22 protein-coding genes and 1 pseudogene are annotated in these 23,547 nt (G+C 71.7%); 13 read left to right on the forward strand and 10 right to left on the reverse strand.

Annotation, left to right across the window (positions count from 1 at the left end; translation table 11 throughout):
* Positions 1–36: 36 nt before the first annotated feature.
* From IE206_RS14920 to IE206_RS14930, 3 genes and pseudogenes are all read left to right on the forward strand, one after another.
* Positions 37–825: a hypothetical protein gene (locus IE206_RS14920; RefSeq protein ID WP_226600036.1), complete on the forward strand. Its 789-nt coding sequence runs from the start codon at positions 37–39 to the stop codon at positions 823–825.
* The gene (locus IE206_RS14925; RefSeq protein ID WP_189962644.1) at positions 822–2,150 is read left to right on the forward strand and encodes an ATP-binding protein; all 1,329 of its coding nucleotides are present in this window, start codon (positions 822–824) and stop codon (positions 2,148–2,150) included. The genes IE206_RS14920 and IE206_RS14925 overlap by 4 nt, the downstream gene beginning before the upstream one ends.
* Positions 2,151–2,360: 210 nt before the next feature.
* Positions 2,361–2,591: pseudogene (locus tag IE206_RS14930) on the forward strand (SH3 domain-containing protein); the annotation flags it as partial.
* A gap of 9 nt (positions 2,592–2,600) precedes the next feature.
* Here the strand turns inward: IE206_RS14930 and IE206_RS14935 are convergent.
* Positions 2,601–2,858, reverse strand: a complete 258-nt coding sequence (locus IE206_RS14935) for an SHOCT domain-containing protein (protein WP_189962646.1) — start codon at positions 2,856–2,858, stop codon at positions 2,601–2,603.
* Between the two features lie 3 nt (positions 2,859–2,861).
* Positions 2,862–3,323: a DUF6325 family protein gene (locus IE206_RS14940; protein ID WP_226599860.1), complete on the reverse strand. Its 462-nt coding sequence runs from the start codon at positions 3,321–3,323 to the stop codon at positions 2,862–2,864.
* A gap of 95 nt (positions 3,324–3,418) precedes the next feature.
* Between IE206_RS14940 and IE206_RS14945 the strand changes: the two genes are divergently transcribed.
* From IE206_RS14945 to IE206_RS14955, 3 genes are all read left to right on the forward strand, one after another.
* The gene (locus IE206_RS14945) at positions 3,419–4,810 is read left to right on the forward strand and encodes an FtsW/RodA/SpoVE family cell cycle protein (RefSeq protein ID WP_189962647.1); all 1,392 of its coding nucleotides are present in this window, start codon (positions 3,419–3,421) and stop codon (positions 4,808–4,810) included.
* Entirely contained in the window at positions 4,807–6,264 is a 1,458-nt protein-coding gene (locus IE206_RS14950) for a penicillin-binding transpeptidase domain-containing protein (RefSeq protein ID WP_189962648.1), read from the forward strand. Before IE206_RS14945 ends, IE206_RS14950 begins: the two co-directional genes overlap by 4 nt.
* A 68-nt stretch (positions 6,265–6,332) precedes the next feature.
* A complete protein-coding gene (locus IE206_RS14955; protein WP_189962649.1) occupies positions 6,333–6,800 on the forward strand; it encodes a DUF3291 domain-containing protein in 468 nt (155 codons plus the stop codon).
* A 206-nt stretch (positions 6,801–7,006) separates the two neighbouring features.
* Here IE206_RS14955 and IE206_RS14960 read toward each other — a convergent pair whose 3' ends face one another.
* The gene (locus IE206_RS14960) at positions 7,007–8,113 is read right to left on the reverse strand and encodes a ferritin-like domain-containing protein (RefSeq protein WP_189962871.1); all 1,107 of its coding nucleotides are present in this window, start codon (positions 8,111–8,113) and stop codon (positions 7,007–7,009) included.
* Positions 8,114–8,303: 190 nt separating this feature from the next.
* Here IE206_RS14960 and IE206_RS14965 point away from each other — a divergent pair, with 190 nt between their 5' ends.
* The 4 genes from IE206_RS14965 to IE206_RS14980 all read left to right on the forward strand — a co-directional run bounded on the left by IE206_RS14965 (position 8,304) and on the right by IE206_RS14980 (position 11,666).
* On the forward strand, positions 8,304–9,233 hold the full coding sequence (locus tag IE206_RS14965) for an AurF N-oxygenase family protein (protein ID WP_189962650.1): 930 nt from the start codon (positions 8,304–8,306) through the stop codon (positions 9,231–9,233).
* A gap of 119 nt (positions 9,234–9,352) precedes the next feature.
* Complete coding sequence (locus IE206_RS14970; RefSeq protein ID WP_189962651.1) at positions 9,353–10,078, forward strand: TetR/AcrR family transcriptional regulator; 726 nt, start codon at positions 9,353–9,355, stop codon at positions 10,076–10,078.
* 10 nt (positions 10,079–10,088) lie between these two features.
* A complete protein-coding gene (locus IE206_RS14975) occupies positions 10,089–10,388 on the forward strand; it encodes a DUF8847 domain-containing protein (RefSeq protein WP_189962652.1) in 300 nt (99 codons plus the stop codon).
* A 105-nt stretch (positions 10,389–10,493) separates the two neighbouring features.
* Positions 10,494–11,666 (forward strand): C40 family peptidase, encoded by a 1,173-nt coding sequence (locus tag IE206_RS14980; RefSeq protein WP_189962653.1) that lies wholly within the window; start codon positions 10,494–10,496, stop codon positions 11,664–11,666.
* Here the strand turns inward: IE206_RS14980 and IE206_RS14985 are convergent.
* From IE206_RS14985 to IE206_RS15005, 5 genes are read right to left on the reverse strand one after another with little or no spacing between them, the layout of a single operon-like run.
* Positions 11,663–12,904 carry a styrene monooxygenase/indole monooxygenase family protein gene (locus tag IE206_RS14985; RefSeq protein WP_189962654.1) on the reverse strand — a complete coding sequence of 414 codons (1,242 nt, stop codon included), beginning with the start codon at positions 12,902–12,904 and terminating at the stop codon, positions 11,663–11,665. The genes IE206_RS14980 and IE206_RS14985 overlap by 4 nt on opposite strands.
* Before the next feature lie 48 nt (positions 12,905–12,952).
* Positions 12,953–13,573 carry a GTP-binding protein gene (locus tag IE206_RS14990; protein ID WP_189962655.1) on the reverse strand — a complete coding sequence of 207 codons (621 nt, stop codon included), beginning with the start codon at positions 13,571–13,573 and terminating at the stop codon, positions 12,953–12,955.
* Complete coding sequence (locus IE206_RS14995; protein WP_189962656.1) at positions 13,551–13,952, reverse strand: DUF742 domain-containing protein; 402 nt, start codon at positions 13,950–13,952, stop codon at positions 13,551–13,553. Before IE206_RS14995 ends, IE206_RS14990 begins: the two co-directional genes overlap by 23 nt.
* Positions 13,949–14,482 (reverse strand): roadblock/LC7 domain-containing protein, encoded by a 534-nt coding sequence (locus tag IE206_RS15000; RefSeq protein ID WP_189962657.1) that lies wholly within the window; start codon positions 14,480–14,482, stop codon positions 13,949–13,951. The genes IE206_RS14995 and IE206_RS15000 overlap by 4 nt, the downstream gene beginning before the upstream one ends.
* The gene (locus IE206_RS15005; RefSeq protein ID WP_226599862.1) at positions 14,479–17,040 is read right to left on the reverse strand and encodes a sensor histidine kinase; all 2,562 of its coding nucleotides are present in this window, start codon (positions 17,038–17,040) and stop codon (positions 14,479–14,481) included. Before IE206_RS15005 ends, IE206_RS15000 begins: the two co-directional genes overlap by 4 nt.
* Before the next feature lie 340 nt (positions 17,041–17,380).
* Here IE206_RS15005 and IE206_RS15010 point away from each other — a divergent pair, with 340 nt between their 5' ends.
* Positions 17,381–18,166 carry a hypothetical protein gene (locus IE206_RS15010; RefSeq protein WP_189962659.1) on the forward strand — a complete coding sequence of 262 codons (786 nt, stop codon included), beginning with the start codon at positions 17,381–17,383 and terminating at the stop codon, positions 18,164–18,166.
* A 409-nt stretch (positions 18,167–18,575) separates the two neighbouring features.
* Here IE206_RS15010 and IE206_RS15015 read toward each other — a convergent pair whose 3' ends face one another.
* On the reverse strand, positions 18,576–19,028 hold the full coding sequence (locus IE206_RS15015) for a MarR family winged helix-turn-helix transcriptional regulator (RefSeq protein WP_189962872.1): 453 nt from the start codon (positions 19,026–19,028) through the stop codon (positions 18,576–18,578).
* 309 nt (positions 19,029–19,337) lie between these two features.
* Between IE206_RS15015 and IE206_RS15020 the strand changes: the two genes are divergently transcribed.
* Both IE206_RS15020 and IE206_RS15025 read left to right on the forward strand, forming a co-directional pair.
* Complete coding sequence (locus IE206_RS15020; protein ID WP_189962660.1) at positions 19,338–20,174, forward strand: lysozyme; 837 nt, start codon at positions 19,338–19,340, stop codon at positions 20,172–20,174.
* 127 nt (positions 20,175–20,301) lie between these two features.
* Entirely contained in the window at positions 20,302–21,108 is an 807-nt protein-coding gene (locus IE206_RS15025; RefSeq protein WP_189962661.1) for a trypsin-like serine peptidase, read from the forward strand.
* Positions 21,109–21,115: 7 nt separating this feature from the next.
* Here the strand turns inward: IE206_RS15025 and lon are convergent, their stop codons facing one another.
* Positions 21,116–23,530, reverse strand: a complete 2,415-nt coding sequence (gene lon, locus IE206_RS15030; RefSeq protein WP_189962662.1) for an endopeptidase La — start codon at positions 23,528–23,530, stop codon at positions 21,116–21,118.
* Positions 23,531–23,547 lie beyond the last annotated feature (17 nt).

Raw genomic sequence — 23,547 nt, forward strand, 5'->3', positions numbered from 1 at the left:
AATAGCCTGGGGTTCCCGCACGACAGGAGCACCTTGATCCGCCACCTTCGCACAGCCCTCCTGGCACCCCTGCTGACCGCAGTGGGTGCTCTGCTGCTGTCCGGCTGCGGCGGAGCGGGGCACCTGGAGAGCTCCGGTGCGACGCCGACGGCGATCGGCCCGATACACCTGTGGCCGGATCTGCCGCCCGCGACCGCGACCCCGAACGACTACGGCGAGACCGACACCGAGCAGGTGCCCGGGATCAAGGTGAGCGGGGGCGACGTCCGCAAGCTGAGCCCGGTCGCGGTGGTGCAGGCCGAGGTGAAGGCGCACCCGAACACGTACAGCGGCGAGGACGGCCTCTACGACGAAACGGTCCGCCAGCTCGCCGCCTGCAAGCAGAAGCCGGGCAGTTGCCCGGTCCTCAAGCCGTACTACCGGGATCTGACCGGGGACGGCAAGGACGAGCTGATCGTCGGCATCCGGATGCCGGACCAGCAGCTCGCGGTGCGTTGCTACATGCCCGCCAAGGACGGCGGCCTGATCCGCATCATGTCCACCGTCGACCAGATCATCAGCGTCGACCTGGCCGGCCGCGACGTGATCCTGCGGTCGGTGTCTGCGGGCATGCCCGGATACGAGTACCGCACCGCGTGGTCCTGGGACGACCACCAGCAGGCGATGCTCCCCACCCGGGACGAGATCGTGCGCCGCAAGACCGGCGGCGAGACCCCCGGCGGGAAGCACCCCGCACCGTCCGGCGCCGGGCAGCTCTCGCCGTCGCCGAAGAAGAAGCCGCCGACGGCGAAGCCGTCGGCCACCCCGACGGCGGACGCACCATGAAACTCCCCCGGATATCGAGGCCGCCCCGCCTGCCGCTGCCCCGCTGGACGGCGACGCTGACCTGGAAGTCGGCGGTCTTCATCACCGTGATGTGCTGCGCGCTCGCGTCGCTGCTCGGCGTCCTGGTGCACGTCTCGGTGACCCGGCAGACCGTGGGCGAGGCCCGCCACAAGGCGCTCGACCGGCTCGCCGACGTCACCCAGATGTACGAGGCGGGCGAGCAGCTGCCGCCCGGAGCCGGCCTCGACCCGCCCGAACTGCCGCCCTCGCTGCGCAGGCTCGCCGTCTCCGGCAAGCGCGGCACCCTCGTCGACGACGACCACGGCCGCCCCACCATGTGGGCGGCGGGCCCGGCGGACGGCAGGGCGCTGGCCGCCGAGATCGACTACACCCAGAGCGCCCGCACCATCAACGGCCTGGACAAGGCCATCCTCGGCTCGTCCATCCTCGCGATCGGCGCGACCCTGCTTGTCGGCGTCTTCGCCGTCACCCGGATCACCCGGCGGCTGCACCAGACCGCGACGGTGGCCCGCCGGATCGACGCGGGCGACCTCGACGCCCGGGTCAACGACCCCCGCACCAAGGACCCCTCGCGCCCCCAGGACGAGGTGGCCATCGTGGCCGGCGCCCTGGACACGATGGCCTCCACGCTCCAGGGCAAGCTGCTCAGCGAGCAGCGCTTCACCGCCGATGTGGCGCACGAGCTGCGCACCCCGCTGACCGGTCTGCACGCGGCCGCCGAGCTTTTGCCGGCGGGCCGCCCGGCCGAGCTCGTACGCGACCGGGTGCAGGCGATGCGCTCGCTCACCGAGGACCTCCTGGAGATCTCCCGCCTGGACGCGGGCAGCGAGACCGTCGACCTCGACATGCAGCAGCTCGCCCCGGTGGTCGAGCGGGTGGTGCGCGCCTCGGTCGCCTCGGGCACCGCGGAGGCGGACACCACCCTCACGGTGGTGCGGGACGCCTGCGTGGAGACCGACAAGCGCCGCCTCGAGCGGGTGATCGGCAACCTGCTCGCCAACGCCCACAAGCACGGCAAGGCCCCGGTCGAGCTGACGGTGCACGGGCCGGTCGTCACCGTCCGGGACCACGGCACGGGCTATCCGGACTACCTCCTGGACCACGGCCCGCAGCGCTTCCGCACCGACGCCGGAAACAAGGGGCACGGGCTCGGCCTGACCATCGCGGCGGGCCAGGCGGCCGTGATCGGCGCCGAGCTGCGCTTCGCCAACGCCGCGGACGGCGGCGCGGTGGCCCGGCTCGAACTCCCGGAGTACGTCAGCTTCGAGGCGCCCGAGTCCGGGGAGCGCCCACACGCCGAGTGACGCCTCGTTACGCTTTGCGAACTCCGATGAGCGAATTTACCGTGAGGCAGGCGAATTGAGGGTCGTTCACCCGCGGCCCCGCCCCATCCAGGAGGCACCATGTCCCTGCGCTCACCCCTTGCCGCACTCGGCCTCTGCGCGGCCGGCGCAGCCGTGGCCGTCCTGGCCACGGCGCAGACCGCCGCCGCCGGGGAGTTTGCACACAACGGGTACACGGGCCGCGTCACCGCCAAGTCCGGCCTGCTCCTGCGCGACCGGCCCACCCGGAGCAGCAGGATCGTCGGCGCGGCGGCGTACGGCTCGATCGTGCACATCTTCTGCAGGACCGGCGGCGACCGGGTCCACGGGAACGACCACTGGTACCTGCTCACCGACGGCACCTGGGCGTGGGCATCGGCCTATTACATCGACAACATCGGGGCCGTACCGCGCTGGTGCTGAGCGTGCCGCTCAGCCGCCGAGGAGTTTGGACTTGGCGGATGCGAACTCTTCGAGCGTGAGCAGTCCTTCGCTGACCATGTCACCCAGGCGGGTCAGCCGGTCCGCGACATCGGCGCCGCTCGCGTGCACGGGCGCGTGCGGCGCCGCGGCGTGCGCCGCACGGTCGGCGGCATAGCCCGGGCTGCCGGAGAGCAGACCGCGCAGCAGGGGCGCGCCGGCCGGGCGCTCGACGGGGTGCCTCTCGGGGCGGGCGGGTCGGACGTACATCGGTCAGACCTCCGTTCCGGTGGACGAGGACGGCGACGGCGACGGTGCGGACGCGGCCAGCGCGGCCAGCCCCGCCTTCACCTCGGCGAGCCGCTCCGGCGGGATCCGTACCGAGCCGGCGATGCGACCGCCGGCCGCCCGCACCTCCTCGGCCGCCTCCGCCGCCCAGAGGTGTTCGACCAGGACGAGCAGCGCGCAGTTCCCGCGGTCCAGGAGCCCGGCCGACTCGGTGACGTCCTCGGGGCCGATGAGCCGGGTCGCGTCCCGGCCGCCGAGCATCCCCTGGAGCTCCTCGAACTCGTCGAGTTCGGCGGCGAGCACCTCGCCGCCCGCGGTCTTGGTGACGACCAGCGCGTCGATCAGGGCGACGGCGCCGGACCGGCGCAGCGCGCCGAGCGAGGCGACCGCCCGGACCCTCAACTGCTCCTCGGGAAAGGCGAGGACGATGAACTCCACGGGCCCCATGGCGCCGGCTCCTTTTTGACGTACCGTCATGCATTCCGTTCGGCACTTTATGACATACAGGGACATAAGGCCTGTGTCTTGCTACGTTGCCTGGCATGACCGCACCGTTGGCGGCCGACGCCTCCCCGCCCGAGCTCCGCCACCCCGACCCGCGGGGAGTCGAGCTCTCCCTGCTCGTCGGTGCCGTTCTCGTCGTGGTGCTCGGCTATGTCGACGTCGGCCTCGCCAGGAGCGGCACGGTGCCGCCCGACGCCGCGAGCTACGGGGCCGGGCTCGGCCTGCTCGCGCTCCTCACCCACCTCGTGGTCCGCTTCCGAGCGCCGCACGCCGACCCCCTGCTGCTGCCGATCGCGGTGCTGCTCAACGGGCTCGGCCTGGTGCTGATCTACCGGCTCGACCTCGCGACCCCGGGCAGCCGGGCGGCCCCCACCCAGCTGGTCTGGTCGACGCTCGGGGTCTGCCTGTTCCTCGCCGTGATCCTGGTCCTGCGTGAGCACCGCATCCTGCAGCGGTACGCCTATGTCTCGATGGCGGCGGGCCTGTTCCTGATGCTCGTCCCGATCCTGTTCCCCGCGGTCAACGGCGCCAAGATCTGGATCAGGGCGGGCGGCTTCTCGTTCCAGCCGGCCGAGTTCGCCAAGATCCTGCTCGCCCTGTTCTTCGCGGCCTACCTCGCCGCCAACCGCAACGCGCTCGCGTACACCGGCCGCATGATCTGGCGGCTCCAGATGCCCACCGGCCGGGTGCTCGGCCCGATCGTGGCGATCTGGCTGATGAGCGTCGGCGTCCTCGTACTCGAACGGGACCTCGGCACCTCGCTGCTGTTCTTCGGCCTGTTCGTGGTCATGCTGTACGTGGCGACCGGGCGCACCGGGTGGATCGCGGTGGGAATGCTGCTCGCCTCGGCCGGCGCGGCCGTGGTCGCGCTGCTCGAACCCCATGTGCACAGCCGCGTCGCCGACTGGCTGAACCCGTACGCCACCATCGAGGCGGGCCGCGGCCCCAGCCAGCTCGCCCAGTCCCTGTTCGCGTTCGGGGCGGGCGGCACGCTCGGCTCGGGGCTCGGCCTCGGCCACTCCACCCTGATCGGCTTCGCCGCGAAGTCCGACTTCATCCTGGCCACGGCGGGCGAGGAGCTCGGCCTGTGCGGACTGACCGCGATCTTCCTCCTGTACGCCCTGCTCGTGGCCCGGGGCTACCGGGCCGGGATCTGCCTGACCAGCCCGTTCGGGCGCCTTTTCGCGATCGGACTCGCCTCGATCGTGGCGCTCCAGGTGTTCGTGATCGCGGGCGGCGTGATGGGGCTCATCCCGCTCACCGGCCTGGCGATGCCCTTCCTCGCGCAGGGCGGCTCGTCCGTGATCGCCAACTGGATCATCGTGGCACTGCTCATCCGGATCAGTGATTCCGCCCACCGGCCGCTTCCCGCGGTCGAACCCGGCGTCATCGCACGGCCCGAACCATCGGTGAAGGGGACACCCACATGACCCGGTACATCCGGCGGGCCGCCGCCTTCTGCCTCGTCCTCCTGGTGGCGCTGCTCGTGAACGCGGCCCGCATCCAGGTCTTCGGGGCCGACGCGCTCGACTCCCACCCCGCCAACCGCCGCCTGATGATCGCCCGTTACCACCAGCCGCGCGGTGCCATCGTGGTCGACGGGGAGAGCGTCACCGGGTCGCGGGACAGCGGCCAGCAGCTGCGGTACGAGCGGACGTACACGTACGGGCCGCTGTACGCGAGCGTCACCGGGTACGCCTCGCAGACGTACGGAACGACGCTCATCGAGAACGCGGAGGACGCCGTCCTGTCGGGCACCTCCCCGCTCCTGCCGGCGTTCCCGCTGTGGAACGGGCTCACCGGCGACCGGCAGCCCGGCGGGCAGGCCGTCACCACCATCAAGGCGTCGATGCAGCGGGCCGCGTACGACGGTCTGGCCGGCAGGAAGGGGGCCGTGGCGGCGATCGAACCGTCGACGGGCAAGATCCTGGCGCTGGTCAGCAGCCCGTCGTACGACCCGGGTGTCCTCTCGGGTACGGGCAGGTCGGTGGCGAACGCCTGGCGGCGGCTGACCTCGGACACGAACCAGCCCATGCTCAACCGGGCGATCCGGCAGACGTATCCGCCCGGCTCCGCCTTCAAGATCGTGACGGCGGCGGCCGCGCTCGACTCGGGATTGATCACGGACGTCGAAGCGCCGACCGACACGCCGGATCCGTACGTCCTGCCCAACTCGGTCACCACGCTCCCCAATGAGCCGAGCGGCTGCGGCGGGGCCTCGCTGGCGTACGCGGTGACCGTCTCCTGCAACACGGTGATGGCGAGGGTCGGGCTGAAGGTGGGGCTGGCCACCATGGTGGACACGGCGCGGAGGTTCGGCTTCAACGACGCGTCGCTGCGCATCCCGTCGAGGGTCGCGAAATCCAACTTCGACACGGAGATGAGCCCCGACCAACTGGCGCTCTCCTCCATCGGCCAGTTCGACACGACGGCCACGCCGCTCCAGATGGCGATGGTCTCGGCGGCCGTCGCCAATGGCGGGGAGCTCAAATACCCCTATCTGGTGGACCATACGACGACCGCGGCCGGCACGACCGTCTCCACCACCAGGCCGCGCACCTACCAGCAGGCGATGTATCCGGCGACCGCGCAGCAGCTCCAGCAGATGATGATCGACGTGGTGAGGAACGGCACCGGCACCGTCGCGGCGATCCCGGGGGCCACGGTCGGCGGCAAGACCGGCACCGCGCAGAACGGCGTCGGCAACGTCGGCAGCCCGTACGCCTGGTTCATCTCCTGGGCCCAGGCGGACGGCGCGGACCGCCCGGCCGTCGCGGTCGCGGTCGTCGTCGAGGACGCGTCGGCGAAGCGGGGCGACATCAGCGGCGGCGGTGACGCGGCGCCGATCGCGAGGGCGGTGATGGAGGCGGCGCTGGCGCCATAGGCCCGGCCCGTCTCGCCCCTCGAAAAAAGGGAGCGACCCGTCGGGCCCTCCTGATTACTCTGCGCCTCATGACCAACGACACGCCCCGGTACGAACTCGCCCAGGTGAACATAGGCCGCCTCAAACACCCGCTGGACTCAGCCGAGTTGAAGGACTTCATGGACGGGCTCGACCCGGTGAACGCGGTGGCGGACGCGGCCGACGGGTTCGTGTGGCGCCTGCAGACGGAGTCCGGCAATGCCACCGACCTGCGCTTCTTCGGCGACGACACGATGCTGGTGAACATGTCGGTGTGGCGCGACACCGACGCCCTGACGGCCTTCATGTATCAGGGCCTGCACCGCGAACTCCTGGCCCGCCGCTTCGAGTTCTTCCAGCGGCTGACCGAACCCATGACCGCCCTGTGGTGGGTCCCGGCGGGCCACCGCCCGACGGTCGCAGAAGCCGAGAAGCGCGTCCTGCACCTGCGTGCGCATGGCCCGACCCCGCATGCCTTCACCCTGCGAAACGTCTTTCCGGCGGGGCCGGGGGAATAGGGGGCTCGCCGCGCGGGCCGAGCTCTCCCGCGGTGTTCGTCGACCGCGGGCCGCCTGTGGCTGGTCGCGCAGTTCCCCGCGCCCCTTGAGCAGCACGGCGCCGGGCCGAACCTCGGAGCTCGCCGGTCAGCGGCGGCGGAAGCGCCGCGCGAAAGAGTGGCGGCCGGTCGCGTCAGTGGCAGCAGGCGCGACCGGCCTCGGCCGGGTCAGGACGAGGCCCCCTCCTCGATCGCTCCCTCCACCTCGGCGACCCTCGCCGTCTCCTCCGCCTCGAACCGCTCCCTGTCGAGTTGCTCGGCGATTTCCTCGTCCTGGGTCATCAGGAGGTCCAGGTTGGAGTCGCCGAGGTCGAAGACGCCCATGTCGACGTAGGCCTTCTGGAGGCGTTCGCCCCAGAGGCCGATGTCCTTCACGCAGGGGACGATGCGGCTGAAGAGGAGTTTGCGGAAGAGGTGCAGGAATTCGCTTTCCTCGCTCAGTTGCTCGGCCTCCTTCTTCGGGATGCCGAAGTTCTCCAGGACCTCGACCCCGCGCAGCCGGTCGCGCATCAAGTAGCAGCCCTCGATGACGAATTCCTCGCGGTCGCGCAGCTCCGCGTCCGAGAGCTGGGTGTAGTAGTCGCGCAGGGCCATGCGGCCGAAGGCCACGTGGCGGGCCTCGTCCTGCATGACGTACGCCAGGATCTGCTTCGGCAGGGGCTTGGTCGTGGTGTCGCGGATCATGCCGAACGCGGCGAGCGCCAGACCCTCGATCAGGACCTGCATGCCGAGGTAGGGCATGTCCCAGCGGGAGTCGCGCAGGGTGTCGCCGAGCAGTGACTGGAGGTTGTCGTTGATCGGGTACAGCATGCCGAGCTTCGTGTGCAGGAAGCGGGCGTAGATCTCGGCGTGCCGGGCCTCGTCCATGGTCTGGGTCGCGGAGTAGAACTTGGCGTCCAGGTCCGGGACGGACTCCACGATGCGGGCGGCGCACACCATCGCACCCTGCTCGCCGTGCAGGAACTGGCTGAACTGCCAGGACGTGTAGTGCCGGCGCAGATCACCCTTGTCGCGGTCGGTCATCTTGTCCCAGTACGACGTGCCGTACAGCGTCATCGCCTCGTCCGGGGTGCCGAGCGGGTCGTACGGGTCGACCTCCAGGTCCCAGTCGATGCGCTTGGCGCCGTCCCACTGCTTGTCCTTGCCCTTCTGGTAGAGGGCGAGCAGACGGTCGCGCCCGTCGTCGTAGTCCCAGTTGAAGCGGGCGGCGCCGGAGGCCGGCACCTGCCACAGGGGTTCTCTCGGGCCCGTCACATAGAGGTCGTGCGTCGACACGTGCGGCTCCTTCGCCTCGCGGACGTCGTCGTCCATCGGCCGAACTTCTGCACACTGCTGTGCAGTTGGCAGGTTCACACGCTGATAGACGCGCGGTCAACAAGTGGCGCGCAAGGGATTGACGGGCTTGCTGACAAGCAGTCTCATAAGAGGCGACCGCAGGTAACCCAGCCACGAGGTGCCCCCAGCCATGACGACCGTGACCGAACGCGATGCGCTCCGCGACGCACTCGGCCTGCTCAGGGACCGCGAGCAGGTCGCCGAGCGGCTGCTCGAATCGTCCGCCAAGCACTCCTTCGACCCCGACAAGGAGCTCGACTGGGACGCCCCCGTCGAGGACGGCAAGTGGTTCTGGCCGCCGGAGCTGCTCTCGCTGTACGACACCCCGCTGTGGCGGAAGATGTCCGAGGAACAGCGCATGGACCTGGCCCGCCACGAGGCCGCCTCGCTCGCGTCCCTCGGCATCTGGTTCGAGATCATCCTGATGCAACTGCTCGTGCGGCACATCTACGACAAGTCGCTCACCAGCAACCACGTCCGGTACGCGCTCACCGAGATCGCCGACGAGTGCCGCCACTCCATGATGTTCGCCCGCATGATCAAAAAGGGCGGGGCGCCGACGTACCGGATGCCGCGCGTCTACCACAACCTGGCCCGCGTCCTGAAGACCGTCTCCACCACGCCGGGCTCCTTCGCGGCCACCCTGCTCGGCGAGGAGATCCTGGACTGGATGCAGCGCCTGACCTTCCCGGACGAGCGCGTCCAGACCATTGTGCGCGGCGTGACCCGCATCCACGTGGTCGAGGAGGCCCGCCATGTCCGGTACGCCCGTGAGGAGTTGCGCCGCCAGATGGTGTCCGCGCCGCGCTGGGAACGGGAGTTGACCCGGATCAGCTGCGGCGAGGCGGCCCGCGTCTTCGCCACCTGCTTCGTCAACCCGCAGGTGTACGAGAACGTCGGCCTGGACCGCCGCGAGGCCGTCGCCCAGGTGAAGGCGAGCGGCCACCGCCGCGAGGTCATGCAGAGCGGCGCGGGCCGCCTGACCGAATTCCTGGACGACATAGGCGTCATGAACGGGCTGAGCCGGCGGCTGTGGAGGAGCTCGGGCCTGCTGGCCTGACGACATGGCCACGCGGCGGAGCCGCATATCGGATGCAGCATGAACGGGCTGAGCCGGCGGCTGTGGAAGTCCTCCGGACTCCTGGCGTAAACCCCGATCGTGGGGATTACGCTGCTGGTATGAGCTCACCCGCCGCCACCCCCGCGTACCGCAGGCTCAGCGTCGAGGAGCGCCGCACCCAGCTTCTCGGCGCGGCCCTCTCGCTGTTCGCGCACCGGGCGCCGGAGGACGTGTCCCTCGACGACGTGGCCGAGGCCGCCGGCGTCTCGCGGCCGCTGGTCTACCGCTACTTCCCGGGCGGCAAGCAGCAGTTGTACGAGGCGGCCCTCCGGTCGGCCGCCGACGAGCTGGAGCTGTGCTTCGCCGAGGCGCAGACCGGGCCGCTCACCCAGCGCCTCACCCACGCCCTGGACCGCTACCTCGCCTTCGTCGACGAGCACGACGCCGGGTTCTCGGCGCTGCTCCAGGGCGGCAGCATGGCCGAGACGTCCCGTACGACGGCGATCGTCGACGAGGTGCGGCGGGCCGCGGCCGAGCAGATCCTGGTACACCTCGGGGTGGAGAATCCGGGCCCGCGCCTTCGGATGATGGTGCGCACCTGGATCGCGGCGGTCGAGGCGGCTTCCCTCATCTGGCTGGACGAGGACAAGCAGCCCCCGCTGCCCGAACTGCGCGACTGGCTGGTGGACCACCTGGTGGCGCTGCTCACCGCCACGGCCGCCACCGACGGGCAGACCGCCGCCGTGGTGCGCAAGGCGCTGGCCCACGAGGCGGCCGAGGGCCCGGTCGGCGTCCTGGCCCGCCGGGTGATACCCGTGGTGAGCGAGGCGGCCCACCTGCTGTGAGACTTGGGGGGTGCGAAGCGAGAACACCCTCTTTGTGGGCGGCCCCCTCGACGGGCGCGTCCTGCCGGTACTGACCGGCCATACCGGCAAGCCGCCGCAGTGGTACGAGGTGCCCGTACCGGATCCCGACGGCGGCCCGGCGACGGTGTACGCCTACCGCCTGGAGCCGGCCGCCCACTCCAAGCGGCTCGGCCTGCCGCGCGGCTGGAAGTACACCTACGTGCCCGAGGGCCGCGAGCCGCGCCGCTGGCCGTGGACGAAGAAGGGCGGCGGCGCAAGCCCCCGCACCGGGCTGCCGCCGCACGAGTGAGGCGAAACCCCCGTTCACTTCTCCCACCGGGACTGCCGCGCCGGTGCGTGCCACGATCCGATCCGGTAGAGCCGGACGGACCGGTTCCGGACCGGAGGTGAGCACATGTCAGCTCGCGTGCGCTCGGTGTGCGCGGTGGCCGTCGCCGTGACGCTGGCGACGGCGGTGGTGGGCCCGCTGGCGGTGGCCGCGCCCCAGCCGCCGCCCGGCGAGTCCTCGGCGGTCCAGCCCGCGCAGCCGCCCGAGCCCCCCGAGAGTTCGGCCCCGGCCCTGCTGGCCCAGCTCCAGACGCTGTACCGGCAGACGGAGGAGGCGACCGAGGCGTACAAGCTCACCGACGTCGAGCTGAAGCGCCGCGAGGCCGAGGAGCAGAACCTCGCCGCCTCACTGTCCAAGGCCCGCACCGCGCTCGACCGAAGCCGCCGCGACGCGGGAAGGCTGGCCCGCGAGCAGTATCAGGGCCGCAGTGAACTCTCCACGTACGTAAGGCTGTTGCTCGCCCGGGACCCGCAGAGCGCACTCGATCAGCGACACGTCCTGGACCGCGCGGCGCGCGAGCGGCAGGCCGCGATGGCGCGGCTCGCCCGCGGCGAACAGCAGGCGGCCGGCCTCGCGCGGGCCGCGCGCCGTGCCCTCGACGAGCAGCAGGCCCTCGCCCGGCGGCAACAGCAGGCGAAGGACGACGTGGAGTTCCGCCTCAAAGAGGTGGAGAAGCTTCTGGCCGGCCTTTCTCCCGAGCAGCTCGCCGAGCTCACCCGCCTGGAGCGGCTCGGCGCGGACAGGGCCCAGCAGAACCTGCTCGCCTCGGGTGCCCTGAGCGGCACGCGCGCACCGTCGTCCGAGGGCGACCGGGCGCTCGCGTACGCCGTCGACCAGATCGGCAAGCCGTACGTGTGGGGCGCGGAGGGCCCGGAGTCCTACGACTGCTCGGGACTCACCTCGCAGGCGTGGGCGCACGCGGGCCGCGAGATTCCCCGCACCAGCCAGGAGCAGTGGGCACAGCTGCCGCGCGTCCCGCTGACCTCGCTGCGCCCAGGCGACCTGGTCGTCTACTTCCCCACGGCCACCCATGTGGCGATGTACCTGGGTGACGGCCTGGTGGTGCAGGCGCCCCGGCCCGGCGCCCGCGTCAAGGTCTCCCCCATCGCCGCGAACCCGCTGCTCGGCGCGGTCCGCCCGGACCCGGCGGCGGCCCCCATGTCCTCGTACCACCCCCCGAAGCTCCCCGAGGGAGCGACGGAGGGGGTGGACACGGGATACTCGGAGGAGTCCAACTAGCGCTGGGCGCCTGCCACTTCGGCGAGATAGGCGGCGGTCTTGTCCGGCTCGTAGAAGAAGTTCTCGAAGTCGGCCGGGTCGTTGAAGCCGTTCGCGAAGCGGTCGGCGGCCGCCTGGAGCTGACCGGCCGCGCCGATCAGGTTCAGGACGTGCTCCGGCGGCACCCCGAGCATGGCGTTGGTCCACTTCGTCACGTGCTGGGCGGTGTCCCAGTACCGGTCGAAGGTGGCCTGCATCCACGCCTCGTCGAACTCCGCCTCACCGTGCTCGACGATCGAGGCGAGGTAGGAAGCCGCGCACTTGGAGGCCGAGTTGGAGCCCTGGCCGGTGATCGGGTCGTTCGCCACGACCACGTCGGCGACGCCGAGCACCAGCCCGCCGCCGGGCAGCCGGCCGATTGGGTTGCGGACGGTCGGCGCATAGCGGCCCGCCAGCGTGGCGCCCGCGTCGGTCAGATCGACCTTGGTGGCCCGCGCGTACTCCCAGGGCAGGAACTTCTCCATCAGCTCCAGGGTGAGCGCGAGGTGCTCGGAGGGGTCCTTCACGCCGCTGAACACATCCAGCGGGCCGCCGGGGACGCCCTCCCAGAACAGGATGTCCGCGCGGCCCGAGGTGGTCAGGGTCGGCATCACGAACAGCTCGCCCACCCCCGGCACCAGGTTGCACCGCACGGCGTCGAACTCGGGGTGCTCCGGGCGCGGGCCGAGCCCGTGCACGTAGGAGACCGCGAGCGCGCGCTGCGGCTCGGCGTAGGGGGAGCGCGACGCGTCGCGGCCGAACATCGAGACGAGCTCGCCCTTGCCCGCAGAGACCAGGACCAGGTCATAGGTGCGCGCGAAGAAGTCGAGGTCGGAGACGGCCGCGCCGTGGATGACCAGCTGGCCGCCGCGCTGCGCGAAGGTCTCCATCCAGCCGGCCATCTTGACCCGCTGGTCCACGGACTGCGCGTAGCCGTCCAGCTTGCCCACCCAGTCGATGGCGCGACCGGCGTCGGGGGCGGCGACCGAGACGCCCACGCCCTCGATGCGCGGGGCCTGGGACTCCCAGAAGTTCAGCGCGAGGTCGCGCTCGTGCTGGAGCGCGGTGTGGAACATGCACTGCGTGGACATGACCCGGCCGGACCGGATCTCGTCCGCCGTGCGGTTCGACATCAAGGTGACCTCGTACCCCTGCGCCTGCAGTCCGAGGGCCAGCTGAAGACCGGACTGGCCGGCTCCGACTATGAGTATTCTCCGCATGCGGGACCGTTCTCCGTTGAGTGCGTAGCGAGCCGTGGGGGGCGGGGTCTATTCGGGGCAGGCGTCCAGCGCGTGGGACACCAGGCCGAGCAGGGTCTCGGTCACCGAGACCCGGCTGCGCGCGTCCATGATCACGACCGGGATGTGCGGCGGCACGGTGAGCGCCTCGCGCACGTCCTCGGCCTCGAAGGACTCGGTGCCCTCGAAGTGGTTCACGGCCACGACGTACGGGAGCCCGCAGCTCTCGAAGTAGTCGAGCGCGGTGAAGCAGTCCGACAGGCGCCGGGTGTCGGCGAGCACGACCGCGCCGATCGCGCCGCGCACGATGTCGTCCCACATGAACCAGAACCGCTGCTGCCCGGGCGTGCCGAACACGTACAGGACGAGGTCGTCGTCCAGGGTGATGCGGCCGAAGTCCATGGCGACGGTGGTGGTCACCTTGTCCGGGGTCGCCGACAGGTCGTCGGTGGCCTCGCTGGCCTGCGTCATCACCGCCTCGGTCTGGAGCGGGGTGATCTCGGAGACCGCGGATACGAAGGTGGTCTTGCCCACGCCGAAGCCGCCCGCGACCACGACCTTCGTCGCGATGGGGGCCCGGCTGCGGTCCTGCTGCCAAGGAAGCAACTCCTCGTCGGCGACGAGGAGTTCAGAGGCGACGACGGAGTCCACTCAGCACCCTTTCGAGCAGTGCGCGGTTCGGCTGACCCGGGCCGTGCCCGGTCCCGTACACACGGATCCTTCCCTGGTCGGCCAGGTCGCTGAGCAGCACCCGGACCACGCCGAGCGGCATCTTCAGGAGTGCGGAGATCTCGGCGACCGTACGCATCGCGCGGCAGATCTCGACGATGGCCAGCATCTCCGGCATCACTCGATGACCGCTGCCGCCGAGCTCCTTGCGCTCCGCGGGCGCCTCGATCGCCGCGACGAACGTCTCGACGAGCAGGACGTGCCCGAACCGGGTGCGGCCGCCGGTGAGCGAGTACGGGCGCACCCGGGCCGGTTTCCGGTCGGCACCGCGTATCGGCAGCTTCGGGGCTGGCGGGGTCACTGGGCGGCCTCCATCGACTGGCGCAGCTCGCTGCGGACTTCAGGGGTCAGGACGTGTCCGGCGCGGCCCACGAAGAGCGCCATGTGGTACGCCACCACGCTCATGTCGCAGTCCGGGGTGGCGTGCACGCCGAGCAGCGAGCCGTCGCTGATGGCCATCACGAAGACGCTGCCCTCCTCCATGGCGACCATCGTCTGCTTGACGTTGCCGCCGTCCATGAGGCGGGCGGCGCCGACGGTGAGGCTGCCGATGCCGGAGACGATGGTGGCGAGGTCGGCGCTGGAGCCGCGCGGGCCCTGCCGGACGACGGTGGCCTGGCGCTGCTCCGGGTCGGACGAGAGCAGCAGCAGCCCGTCCGAGGAGACGACCGCGACGGAGATGAGCCCCGGCACCTCCTCGACCAGGTTGCCGAGCAGCCACTGGAGATTGCGGGCCTCGGTGCTCGTGCTGATGGTGCCGGTTCCGGACGCGCCGCCGGTTGCGGACCCGCCGCTGCCGGGCCTGCCGGCCCCGGTGCCGGTCGCATTCATCTGCGTACCTCCTCGACTGTCTCCCCCGTGTCCGTGTCTGCCTGCTGTTCGGTCTCTTCGAGCTCCGCCGCCACGTCGCGGCGGCCTTCGTTCGCGCCCTGCTGGAAGCCGCCGAGCCTGCGCCGCAGCGCCTCGGCGGCGTCGGTGCCGCCCCTGCGTTCCCGGGTCTTGCCCGGTCCGGCCTGCACGACCTTGGGGGTGCGCTTGGGGAGGCCCTTGTCGGTGACCTTCTGCGCGGGCTCCGGATCGGGCCCCGGCTCCGGCTCGGCCTCGGGCTCGGCCCGGAGCGCGGGCTCGGCGGCCCGCGGCTCGGGGAGCCGCATCTCGAAGGTCGGCTCGTCGAGCGGGAGCTCGTCGGGCTCCGTGGGCTCGACCGGCTCGGCGGTCTCCGGCGTGGCGGGCCTGACCACCTCGCCCGAGCGCTCCGTACGCTCCGGCAGCACATTGGAGTTGGCCTCGGCCAGCGCGCCCGGCAGGGTGAAGCGCGGGGCGCCGCCCGGCACCAGGTGCGGCGCCTCCACCGGCGCGGTGGCCGGCAGGATCGCCTCGGGCAGCACCACGACCGCCGCGACGCCGCCCTGCTTCTGCTCGCGCAACTCGATGCGCACGCCGTGCCGGTGCGCGAGCAGCGCCGAGACGTGCAGGCCGAGCCCGCCCGCATCGGTGCCGGGCTCGCCGGGTTCGTACGACGCGGGGTCGTCGAGCCGCCGGTTCAGCTCGGCGCGCCGCTCCGGGGGTACGCCGATGCCCTCGTCCTGGACCGAGAGCATGATCTCGCCGCCCTCCAACTGCCAGCCGGAGAGCTGTACTTGGACGTCGGGCGGGGAGAAGGAGGTGGCGTTCTCCAGGAGCTCGGCGACCAGGTGGCTCAGGTCGTCGGCGGCGAATCCGGCGACCTGGGCGTGCGGCGGCAGCGCCTGGATGACGACGCGCTCGTACCGCTCGATCTCGCTGACCGCCGCCCGCATGACGTCGACGAGCGGAACCGGGCCCGGGTGGTTGTGGTGGTGCTCGGCGCCGGCCAGGACCAGGAGGTTCTCGCCGTGGCGCCGGATGACGGTGGCCAGGTGGTCGAGCTTGAAGAGGACGGCCAGCTGGTCCGGGTCGTGCTCGCGCTCCTCCAGGCTCTCGATGACGGCGAGCTGCCGCTCGATCAGACCGAGGCTGCGCAGGCCGAGGTTGACGAAAGCGTGCTTGACCGTGCCCTCGGTCCGCTCAAGCTGTTCGGCCAACTCCCTTACCTGGGCGCGGAGTTCGTCCTTCTCGGCGGCGAGCCGGGCGAGCCGGCCGCGCTGCTTGGCGAGGTCCTCGTCGAGCCCGACGGCCCGCGTGGACTGCTCGGCGAACTTGCCGTGCAGCTCATTCAGGTTCCGCACGACCTGGGCGAACTCGTCGTTGCGGCCGGTGAAGCGCACCGGCTCCGCGGCCTCGGGCGCCTCCGCAAGGCGGGCCGAGCCCCGGCTCAGCACGGACAGCGGGCGGGTCAGGCTGCGGGCGGTGGCGGAGGAGACGCCGATGGCGAGCAGCAGCAGCGCGCCGATCAGGCCGACGCGGATCTCCAGGGCGGTGACGTCGTCGTCCCGCAGCTGCTCGAACCGCTTGACCTGCGAGGTGGCGAGCGCGGCCTCGGCGCCGCGCATCCGGTCGATCCTGGCGGAGAGCGCGGCGTTCAGCGCGTTCGGGTCGGTCTTGCGCTCGGCGGTGCTCAGCTGGGGCTGGTCGGTGAGGCGGGTGAGGAAGCCGTCGGCGGCCTCCACCTCGGGACCCGTGACGGTGGTGGCGACCTTGTCACGGGCGTCGGCGCCCGCGGCCTGGTCGAAGTCGGCGAGCGCGGACTGCTCGCGCACGTGCGCCTGCTGGGCTGCCGCGCTGAGCGCGTCCCGCACCCGGCCCGCGTCACCGTCGTCCTTCTGTACGTACCTGCCGGTGGCCGGGTCGAGCACCTTGGAGGTCTGGCCGGGCGGCACCGAGAGCGCGCCGAGCAGCAGCCCCCGGGTGGCCGAGGCCTGCTCGACGGCCCGTCCGAGCGCGCCCGGCGCCCGCACGGCCTCGGCGGCGCGCGGCGGCGTGCGGTCGGCGAGCTCGTCGGCGACGGCGAGCAGCGTGGCGATCACGTCGGAGTACGCCTTCTGCGCCTCCAGGGCCGTGCCCTTGCCGGTGAGCGCGGTGCGGCGCAGGGCGGGCACGGTGGCGAGGTCGCGCGCGAGGCCCGCGGGGGCGGTGGCGCGGAGCTCGTCGATCTGGCGGTCGACGCGGGCGGCAGGCTCCTTGAGCGCCGCGTCCTTGCCGCTGGGCCGGCCGGCCGCGACGTACTGCGTGACGCCGTCGCGCTCGTCACCCAGCGCGTGGGCGAGGCTGACCGTCTGCTGGTCGAGCTCGGCGAGGGTGACCAGGTGCTGGGAGTCCGTGAGGTCCGCGGAGGCCGCGAACAGGGTGGGCGCACCGGCTCCGAGCACGATGAGGGAGACAACGGCGACGGAGACGACCAGGCGGCTGCGCACCCGTACGGTGCGTGCTGCGCGTGTGCCGTCGTTGCCCCGAGGCCGCTTGTTCTGCACCGGTGCTCTCAATCTTCACTCGTATTGCCAGTCAGTCCACCAAGGAAGCCAAGGTGACGACTGGTCATGACGAGTAGTCACTGCTCGGCCACCTGAACGAGTGAACATCACTTCGGAGTTGACCATCAACTCCCACGGAATGCCCGCCCCCGCTCGTGGCGGGCCCCGGTTGGAACTTCCGCGCGGCCTTTGGCAGGATGCCCGCCCACAGCTCGGCGGAGCGGAGAATTCCTCCCGGGATCGTGTGGTTCGCCCGCTGGTACAGGCCAATTGACGGGCTGTCCGGCGGCCCTGCGGAGGGCATGAAGGTGGCGTGAAGGCGTCGTGCAGACTGGCGGGTATGCGCATCCAGCTGGCCACCGTTCCCGGAGATCCCGCCCGCCCCAACGAGGACTGGGCCGCGACCGCGATGCCCGCTTCGGGCCTGGGCGGCCTGCTCGTCGTCCTCGACGGCGTCACGCCGCTGCCCGGCAACGGAGACTGTGTGCACGACGTTCCCTGGTTCACCGCGCGGCTCGGAGGCGCGCTGACCGAACTGTCGGCTTCACGGCGGGATATGACGCTGACCGAGATCCTGGCCGAATCCATTCGGCGCACCGCCGACGCCCACCGCGACACGTGTGACCTTTCTCACCCGCGTACGCCTCAGGCGACGGTGGTCCTGGCGCGTTGGGACTCGGCGGAGCTGGAGTACCTCGTCCTGTCGGACTCGGTGCTGCTTCTCGAATCGTGCGACGGCACGGTGCGGGCGGTCCTGGACGACCGGCTCGACCGGGTGCCGCGCTCCGCCCTGGTCAGCGACGCGGTGGCCGACTCCCTCGTCCGCAACAAGGAGGGCGGCTTCTTCACGGCGGCAGCGGATCCTTCGGCGGCAGCGCGCGCCGTGACCGGCCGCGAGCCGCTCGCCCCTCTGCGCTCCGCCCTCGCCCTGACGGACGGGGCGACCCGGTGGGTCGAGAAGTTCGGCGAGGGCTCGTGGGGGGACTGCGTCGCGCTGGTCCGGAAGGCGGGGCCGGAGGGGCTGGTGGAGCGGGTGCGGGAGCTGGAGGCGGGGGATGTGGGGCGGGTGTTCTTGGGGGGGAGCAAGCGGCATGACGATGCGACGGTGGTGGCGGTGGAGTGGTAATTCCCCCACCCCGCCCCTTCCCGAGACCCTCCGGGGGTGGGTGAGGGAAAGGGAGGGTTCATTCCCTGGGGCTCCGCCCCAGACCCCCGAGGGGCTCCGCCTCTCGACCCCGGCGGGGGCTAGTAGGGAAAGGGAGGGCTCATTTCCTGGGGCTCCGCCCCAGACCCCCCAGGGGCTCCGCCCCTCGACCCCGGTGGGGGCTTCGCCCCCTGCACCCCTTGCGGGGGCTCTGCCCCCGGACCCTCTGCACGGGGCTCGCTCTGGACCCCCCGTTCGAGGCTCGCTCCGGACCCCCCGCTCCGGGCTTGCGCCGGGCCGCCGTTCAGGGCTGGTCCCTGATGGCTGGGCGGGGCCTGCTTGTCGCTGCATTCCGTGAGGTTTTCGCGTGCTGCCGCCCCACGTGGGGCGATTACCCCTCCGCCGCCGCGTTCAGCTGATGCAGCAGCCTGGCCAGTTCCGAGATTTCCGCGCGGTCCCAGCCCGCCAGTTTGCGGACGTAGCTCTCGCGGCGGGCGTCGCGCACGCGGCCGAACCTTGTCGTGCCCTCGGCCGTGATGCGGACCAGGGAGGCGCGGCCGTCTGCCGGGTCGGGCTCCCGGGCCACCAGGCCCAGGTCCTCCAGAGCGTGCAGCTGGCGGCTCATCGTCGCCTTGCCCACGCCGAAGAACCCGGCGAGTTCGGTGGCCCGCTGCGGGCCGGCCTCGTCCAGGCGCACCAGCAGTCCGTACGCCGCCGGTTCGAGATCGGGGTGGACCTCGCGGGCCATCTCGCCGGACGAGGCCCTGGCCCGTCGCAGGAAGACGGCCAGCTCGCGTTCGAGCGCGAGGAACTCCTGGTCCGGACCGTGCACATCGGCTCCCATGCCGTAGGTGTGTCGTGAGGACTCAGTATTTCCCAGCATGCTGTGCGCCCTGCACGCCGAGGGGGCCGTCCCGGCCGGGAGCGGCCGTGACGCCGGGGCCAACGGCGGATGAAAGTTTCTTCCAGGCCACGCCGTTCCCGCAGCGTGTCGCCACCATCAAAGGTCTGAACCAACGGCATAACCTGGAGCCTCTTTCGCGCCAGCGGTCTACGTGCGTAGCGTCGACTCTGACATGTCCACAGCGATACGTCGGCATGTCGACCCAGGCCGTCAAGTCCCAAGCCCCACCGAGCCTTTCGGAGGCACGCAATGCCCGTGCACAGATCCGGAACGGCCCGCCGCGGACCCATTGCCGCGGCCGGGATCCTCCTCTCCTCCCTCGCCCTCGTCCTCGGCTCCACGGGAACCTCGGGTGCCGCCGACACCCCGGCCCGCGGCTCCGCGACCATGGGCATGGGCGTCGCGAAGCACGACGGGGTGGGCCCTCTGGCCGGTGACACCCGCGACGTCGTGCAGGCGGTGCAGACCGAGGGTGTGGACACCAGCAGCCACAACGGCAACGTCGCCTGGCCCACCCTGTGGAGCGGCGGCGTGAAATGGGCCTACGTCAAGGCCACCGAGGGCACCTACTACACCAACCCCTACTTCGCCCAGCAGTACAACGGCTCGTACAACTCCGGCATGATCCGCGGCTCCTACCACTTCGCGACCCCGGACACGACGGGCGGCGCGGCCCAGGCGGACTACTTCGTGGACCACGGCGGCGGCTGGTCCCGCGACGGCAGGACGCTGCCGGGCGCGCTCGACATCGAGTGGAATCCGTACGGCGACGCCTGTTACGACAAGTCGGAGGCCGGGATGGTCGGCTGGATCCGTGACTTCGTCAACCGGTACAAGGCCCGTACCGGACGCGACGCGGTGATCTACACCGCGGCCAGCTGGTGGAGCGAGTGCACCGGCAACTCCGCCGCCTTCGGCTCCACCAATCCGCTCTGGATCGCCCGCTACAACACCGACCCGGGCACCCTGCCGGCCGGCTGGGGCTACTACACGATGTGGCAGTACACCTCCTCCGGCCCAACGGTCGGCGACCACTCCAAGTTCAACGGGGCGTACGACCGGCTGCAGGCGCTCGCCAACGGCTGACCCGGTCCGCGTCGCACGAGCGGGGCCCCCGGCGCTGCGTAGCCGGGGGCCCTTCGGCGTGCCCGCACGGAGCACGACTCGCACATCTGACCCCATCTCGCGCGCGGCATGCGCAAGGATGGGGGGCATGCGCAGGTTGGGAGTGGTGTTCCGGGCGGTGGCCCTGGCCGCGGTCGTCGCGGCCGCCGGTACGGGGTGCGGCGGGCCCGCGGCCTCGGAACCGCAGTCGGAGAGTTCCCCGAGCGCCGCCCCGCAGGCCGCGCAGCCCGGCACCCAGACCAGCGCCGTCCCGGCCGCGAAGGTGGCGTCGGTCGGCGTGCTGGTCAACGGGGACGGCCACTACTGCACGGCCAGCGTCGTGGACAGCCCGCGCGGCAACGTCATCGCCACCGCCGCGCACTGCACGGCCGGCGAGCCGCTCGACACCCTGGAGTTCGCGCCGGGCTTCTCGGGGGCGGCCAAGGGGACGTATCCGTACGGGAAGTGGAAGGTGCGGGCGATCCAGGTCGCCGACGAGTGGACCGCGGAGCAGAGCGACGCGGTGGACTACGCCTTCCTCACGGTCGCACCGGACGCGCAGGGCCGCAGCGTGCAGAGCGTCGTCGGCGCCTCGACGCCCGAGTGGGGCGCGGGCCCCGACCAGCGGGTCACCGTCGTCGGATACCCGGAGGAGGACCACAACCCCGACAACCGGCCAGTCATGTGCACCACCGACGCCCACCGGGACCGCGACGAGCCCGCGATGATCCGCATGCAGTGCGGCGGCTTCTGGGTCGGCACGAGCGGCAGCCCCTGGCTGGCCGGCTACCGGGGGCCGGACCGGCTGGGCCGGATCATCGGCGTGTTGAGCGGCGGGGACACGGACGTCGAGTCGACGGCGGCCCTGTTCGACGCGAAGGCCCGCTCGGTGTACGAGCGGGCCACCACGGCTTAGCCGTCACTCACGCGGCTGCGGCTACCGCCACCTCCGCCGGGGACAGGGCGATCTCCAGGACCTGGCGGACGTCCGTCACGGGGTGGACCTCCAGCTTCTCCAGGACCTCGGCCGGGACGTCGTCCAGGTCCGCCTCGTTCCGCTTGGGGATCACCACGGTCGTGATCCCGGCCCGGTGCGCGGCGAGCAGCTTCTGCTTGAGGCCGCCGATCGGCAGCACCCGTCCGGTCAGCGACACCTCACCGGTCATCGCCACGTCGGTACGCACCTGCCGCCCCGAAAGCAGCGAGGACAGCGCGGTGACCAGGGTGATGCCGGCGCTCGGGCCGTCCTTGGGGACCGCGCCCGCCGGGAAGTGGACGTGCACGCCCCGGTCCTTCAAGTCCCCTACCGGAAGCTCTAGTTCGGCCCCGTGCGAGCGCAGGAAGCTCAGCGCGATCTGCGCGGACTCCTTCATCACGTCGCCGAGCTGACCGGTGAGGGTCAGGCCCGCGGCCCCCGTCTCCGCATCGGCGAGGGAGGCCTCGACGAACAGGACGTCGCCGCCGGCCCCGGTGACGGCGAGGCCGGTGGCCACGCCCGGCACCGCGGTGCGCCGCTCGGCCGGGTCCTGGGCGGACTCGGGCACGTGGTGCGGGCGCCCGATCAGGCTCCGCAGCCCGTCCGGGGTGATGGTGAACGGGAGCTCCTGCTGGTCCAGTTCGTGCTGGGCGGCCACCTTGCGGAGCAGCCGGGCGATCGACCGCTCCAGGTTCCGTACGCCCGCCTCCCGGGTGTACTCCCCCGCGAGCTTGCGCAGCGAGGCGTCTTCGAGGACGACCTCGCCGGGCTCCAGACCGGCCCGCTCCAGCTGACGCGGCAGCAGGTGGTCCCGGGCGATGACGACCTTCTCGTCCTCGGTGTAGCCGTCGAGCCGGACCAGTTCCATGCGGTCGAGCAGCGCCTCGGGGATGGCTTCGAGGACGTTGGCGGTGGCGAGGAACACCACGTCGCTCAGGTCGAGCTCGACCTCCAGGTAGTGGTCGCGGAAGGTGTGGTTCTGCGCCGGGTCGAGAACTTCGAGCAGGGCCGCCGCCGGGTCGCCCCGGAAATCGGAGCCCACCTTGTCGATCTCGTCGAGCAGCACGACCGGGTTCATGGACCCGGCCTCCTTGATGGCCCGGACGATCCGGCCGGGCAGGGCGCCGACGTAGGTGCGCCGGTGGCCGCGGATCTCGGCCTCGTCGCGTACGCCGCCGAGTGCGACGCGGACGAACTTGCGGCCCATGGCGTGGGCCACGGACTCGCCGAGCGAGGTCTTGCCGACGCCGGGAGGGCCGACGAGCGCCAGAACCGCGCCCCCGCGCCGCCCGCCGACCACGCCCAGGCCCCGGTCGGCGCGCCGCTTGCGCACGGCCAGGTATTCGGTGATGCGCTCCTTCACGTCCTTGAGGCCGGCGTGCTCGGCGTCGAGGATCGCGCGGGCGCCGCGGATGTCGTAGACGTCCTCGGTGGTCTCGTTCCAGGGCAGTTCGAGGACGGTGTCGAGCCAGGTGCGGATCCAGGAGCCCTCGGGCGACTGGTCGCTGGAACGCTCCAGCTTGTCGACTTCCTTGAGGGCGGCCTCGCGGACCTTCTCGGGCAGGTCGGCGGCCTCGACGCGGGCGCGGTAGTCGTCGCTCTCGTCCTCCTCGCCGCCCTTTCCGTTGAGCTCGCGCAGCTCCTTGCGTACGGCATCGAGCTGGCGGCGCAGCAGGAACTCGCGCTGCTGCTTGTCCACGCCTTCCTGTACGTCCTTGGCGATGGACTCGGCGACGTCCTGCTCGGCGAGGTGCTCGCGGAGCTGCTCGGTGGCGAGCTTGAGGCGGGCGACCGGGTCGCTGGTCTCCAGGAGCTCGACCTTCTGAGAGGTCGTGAGGAACGGCGAGTACCCGGAGTTGTCGGCGAGCGCGGAGACGCCCTCGATCTGCTGGACGCGGTCGACGACCTGCCAGGCCCCGCGCTTCTTCAGCCAGTCGGTGGCAAGCGCCTTGTACTCCTTGACCAGCTCGGTCACCTGGCCGGGCAGCGGTTCGGGCACGGTCTCCTCGACCCGGTTGCCCTCCACCCACAGAGCGGCGCCGGGCCCGGTGGTGCCGGCCCCGATCCGCACGCGGTGCCGGCCCCGGATGAGGGCGCCCGGGTCGCCGTCGGAGAGCCGGCCGACCTGCTCGACGGTCCCGAGCACACCGGTCCCGGCGTACGTTCCGTCGATCCGCGGCACGAGCAGCACCTGCGGCTTTCCCTGGCCGGACCGCGCGGCGGCCTGCGCGGCCTCGACGGCGGCCCGCACCTCGGCATCGGACAGGTCCAGCGGAACCACCATGCCGGGCAGCACGACCTCGTCGTCGAGCGGCAGCACGGGCAGGTCGGTCGGTGTGTACGCCGTGGACTCGGTAGCCATGATCTCCCCTTCGGCAT

The organism is Streptomyces violascens, from assembly GCF_014649955.1.
In the GTDB taxonomy this organism is placed as follows: domain Bacteria; phylum Actinomycetota; class Actinomycetes; order Streptomycetales; family Streptomycetaceae; genus Streptomyces; species Streptomyces violascens.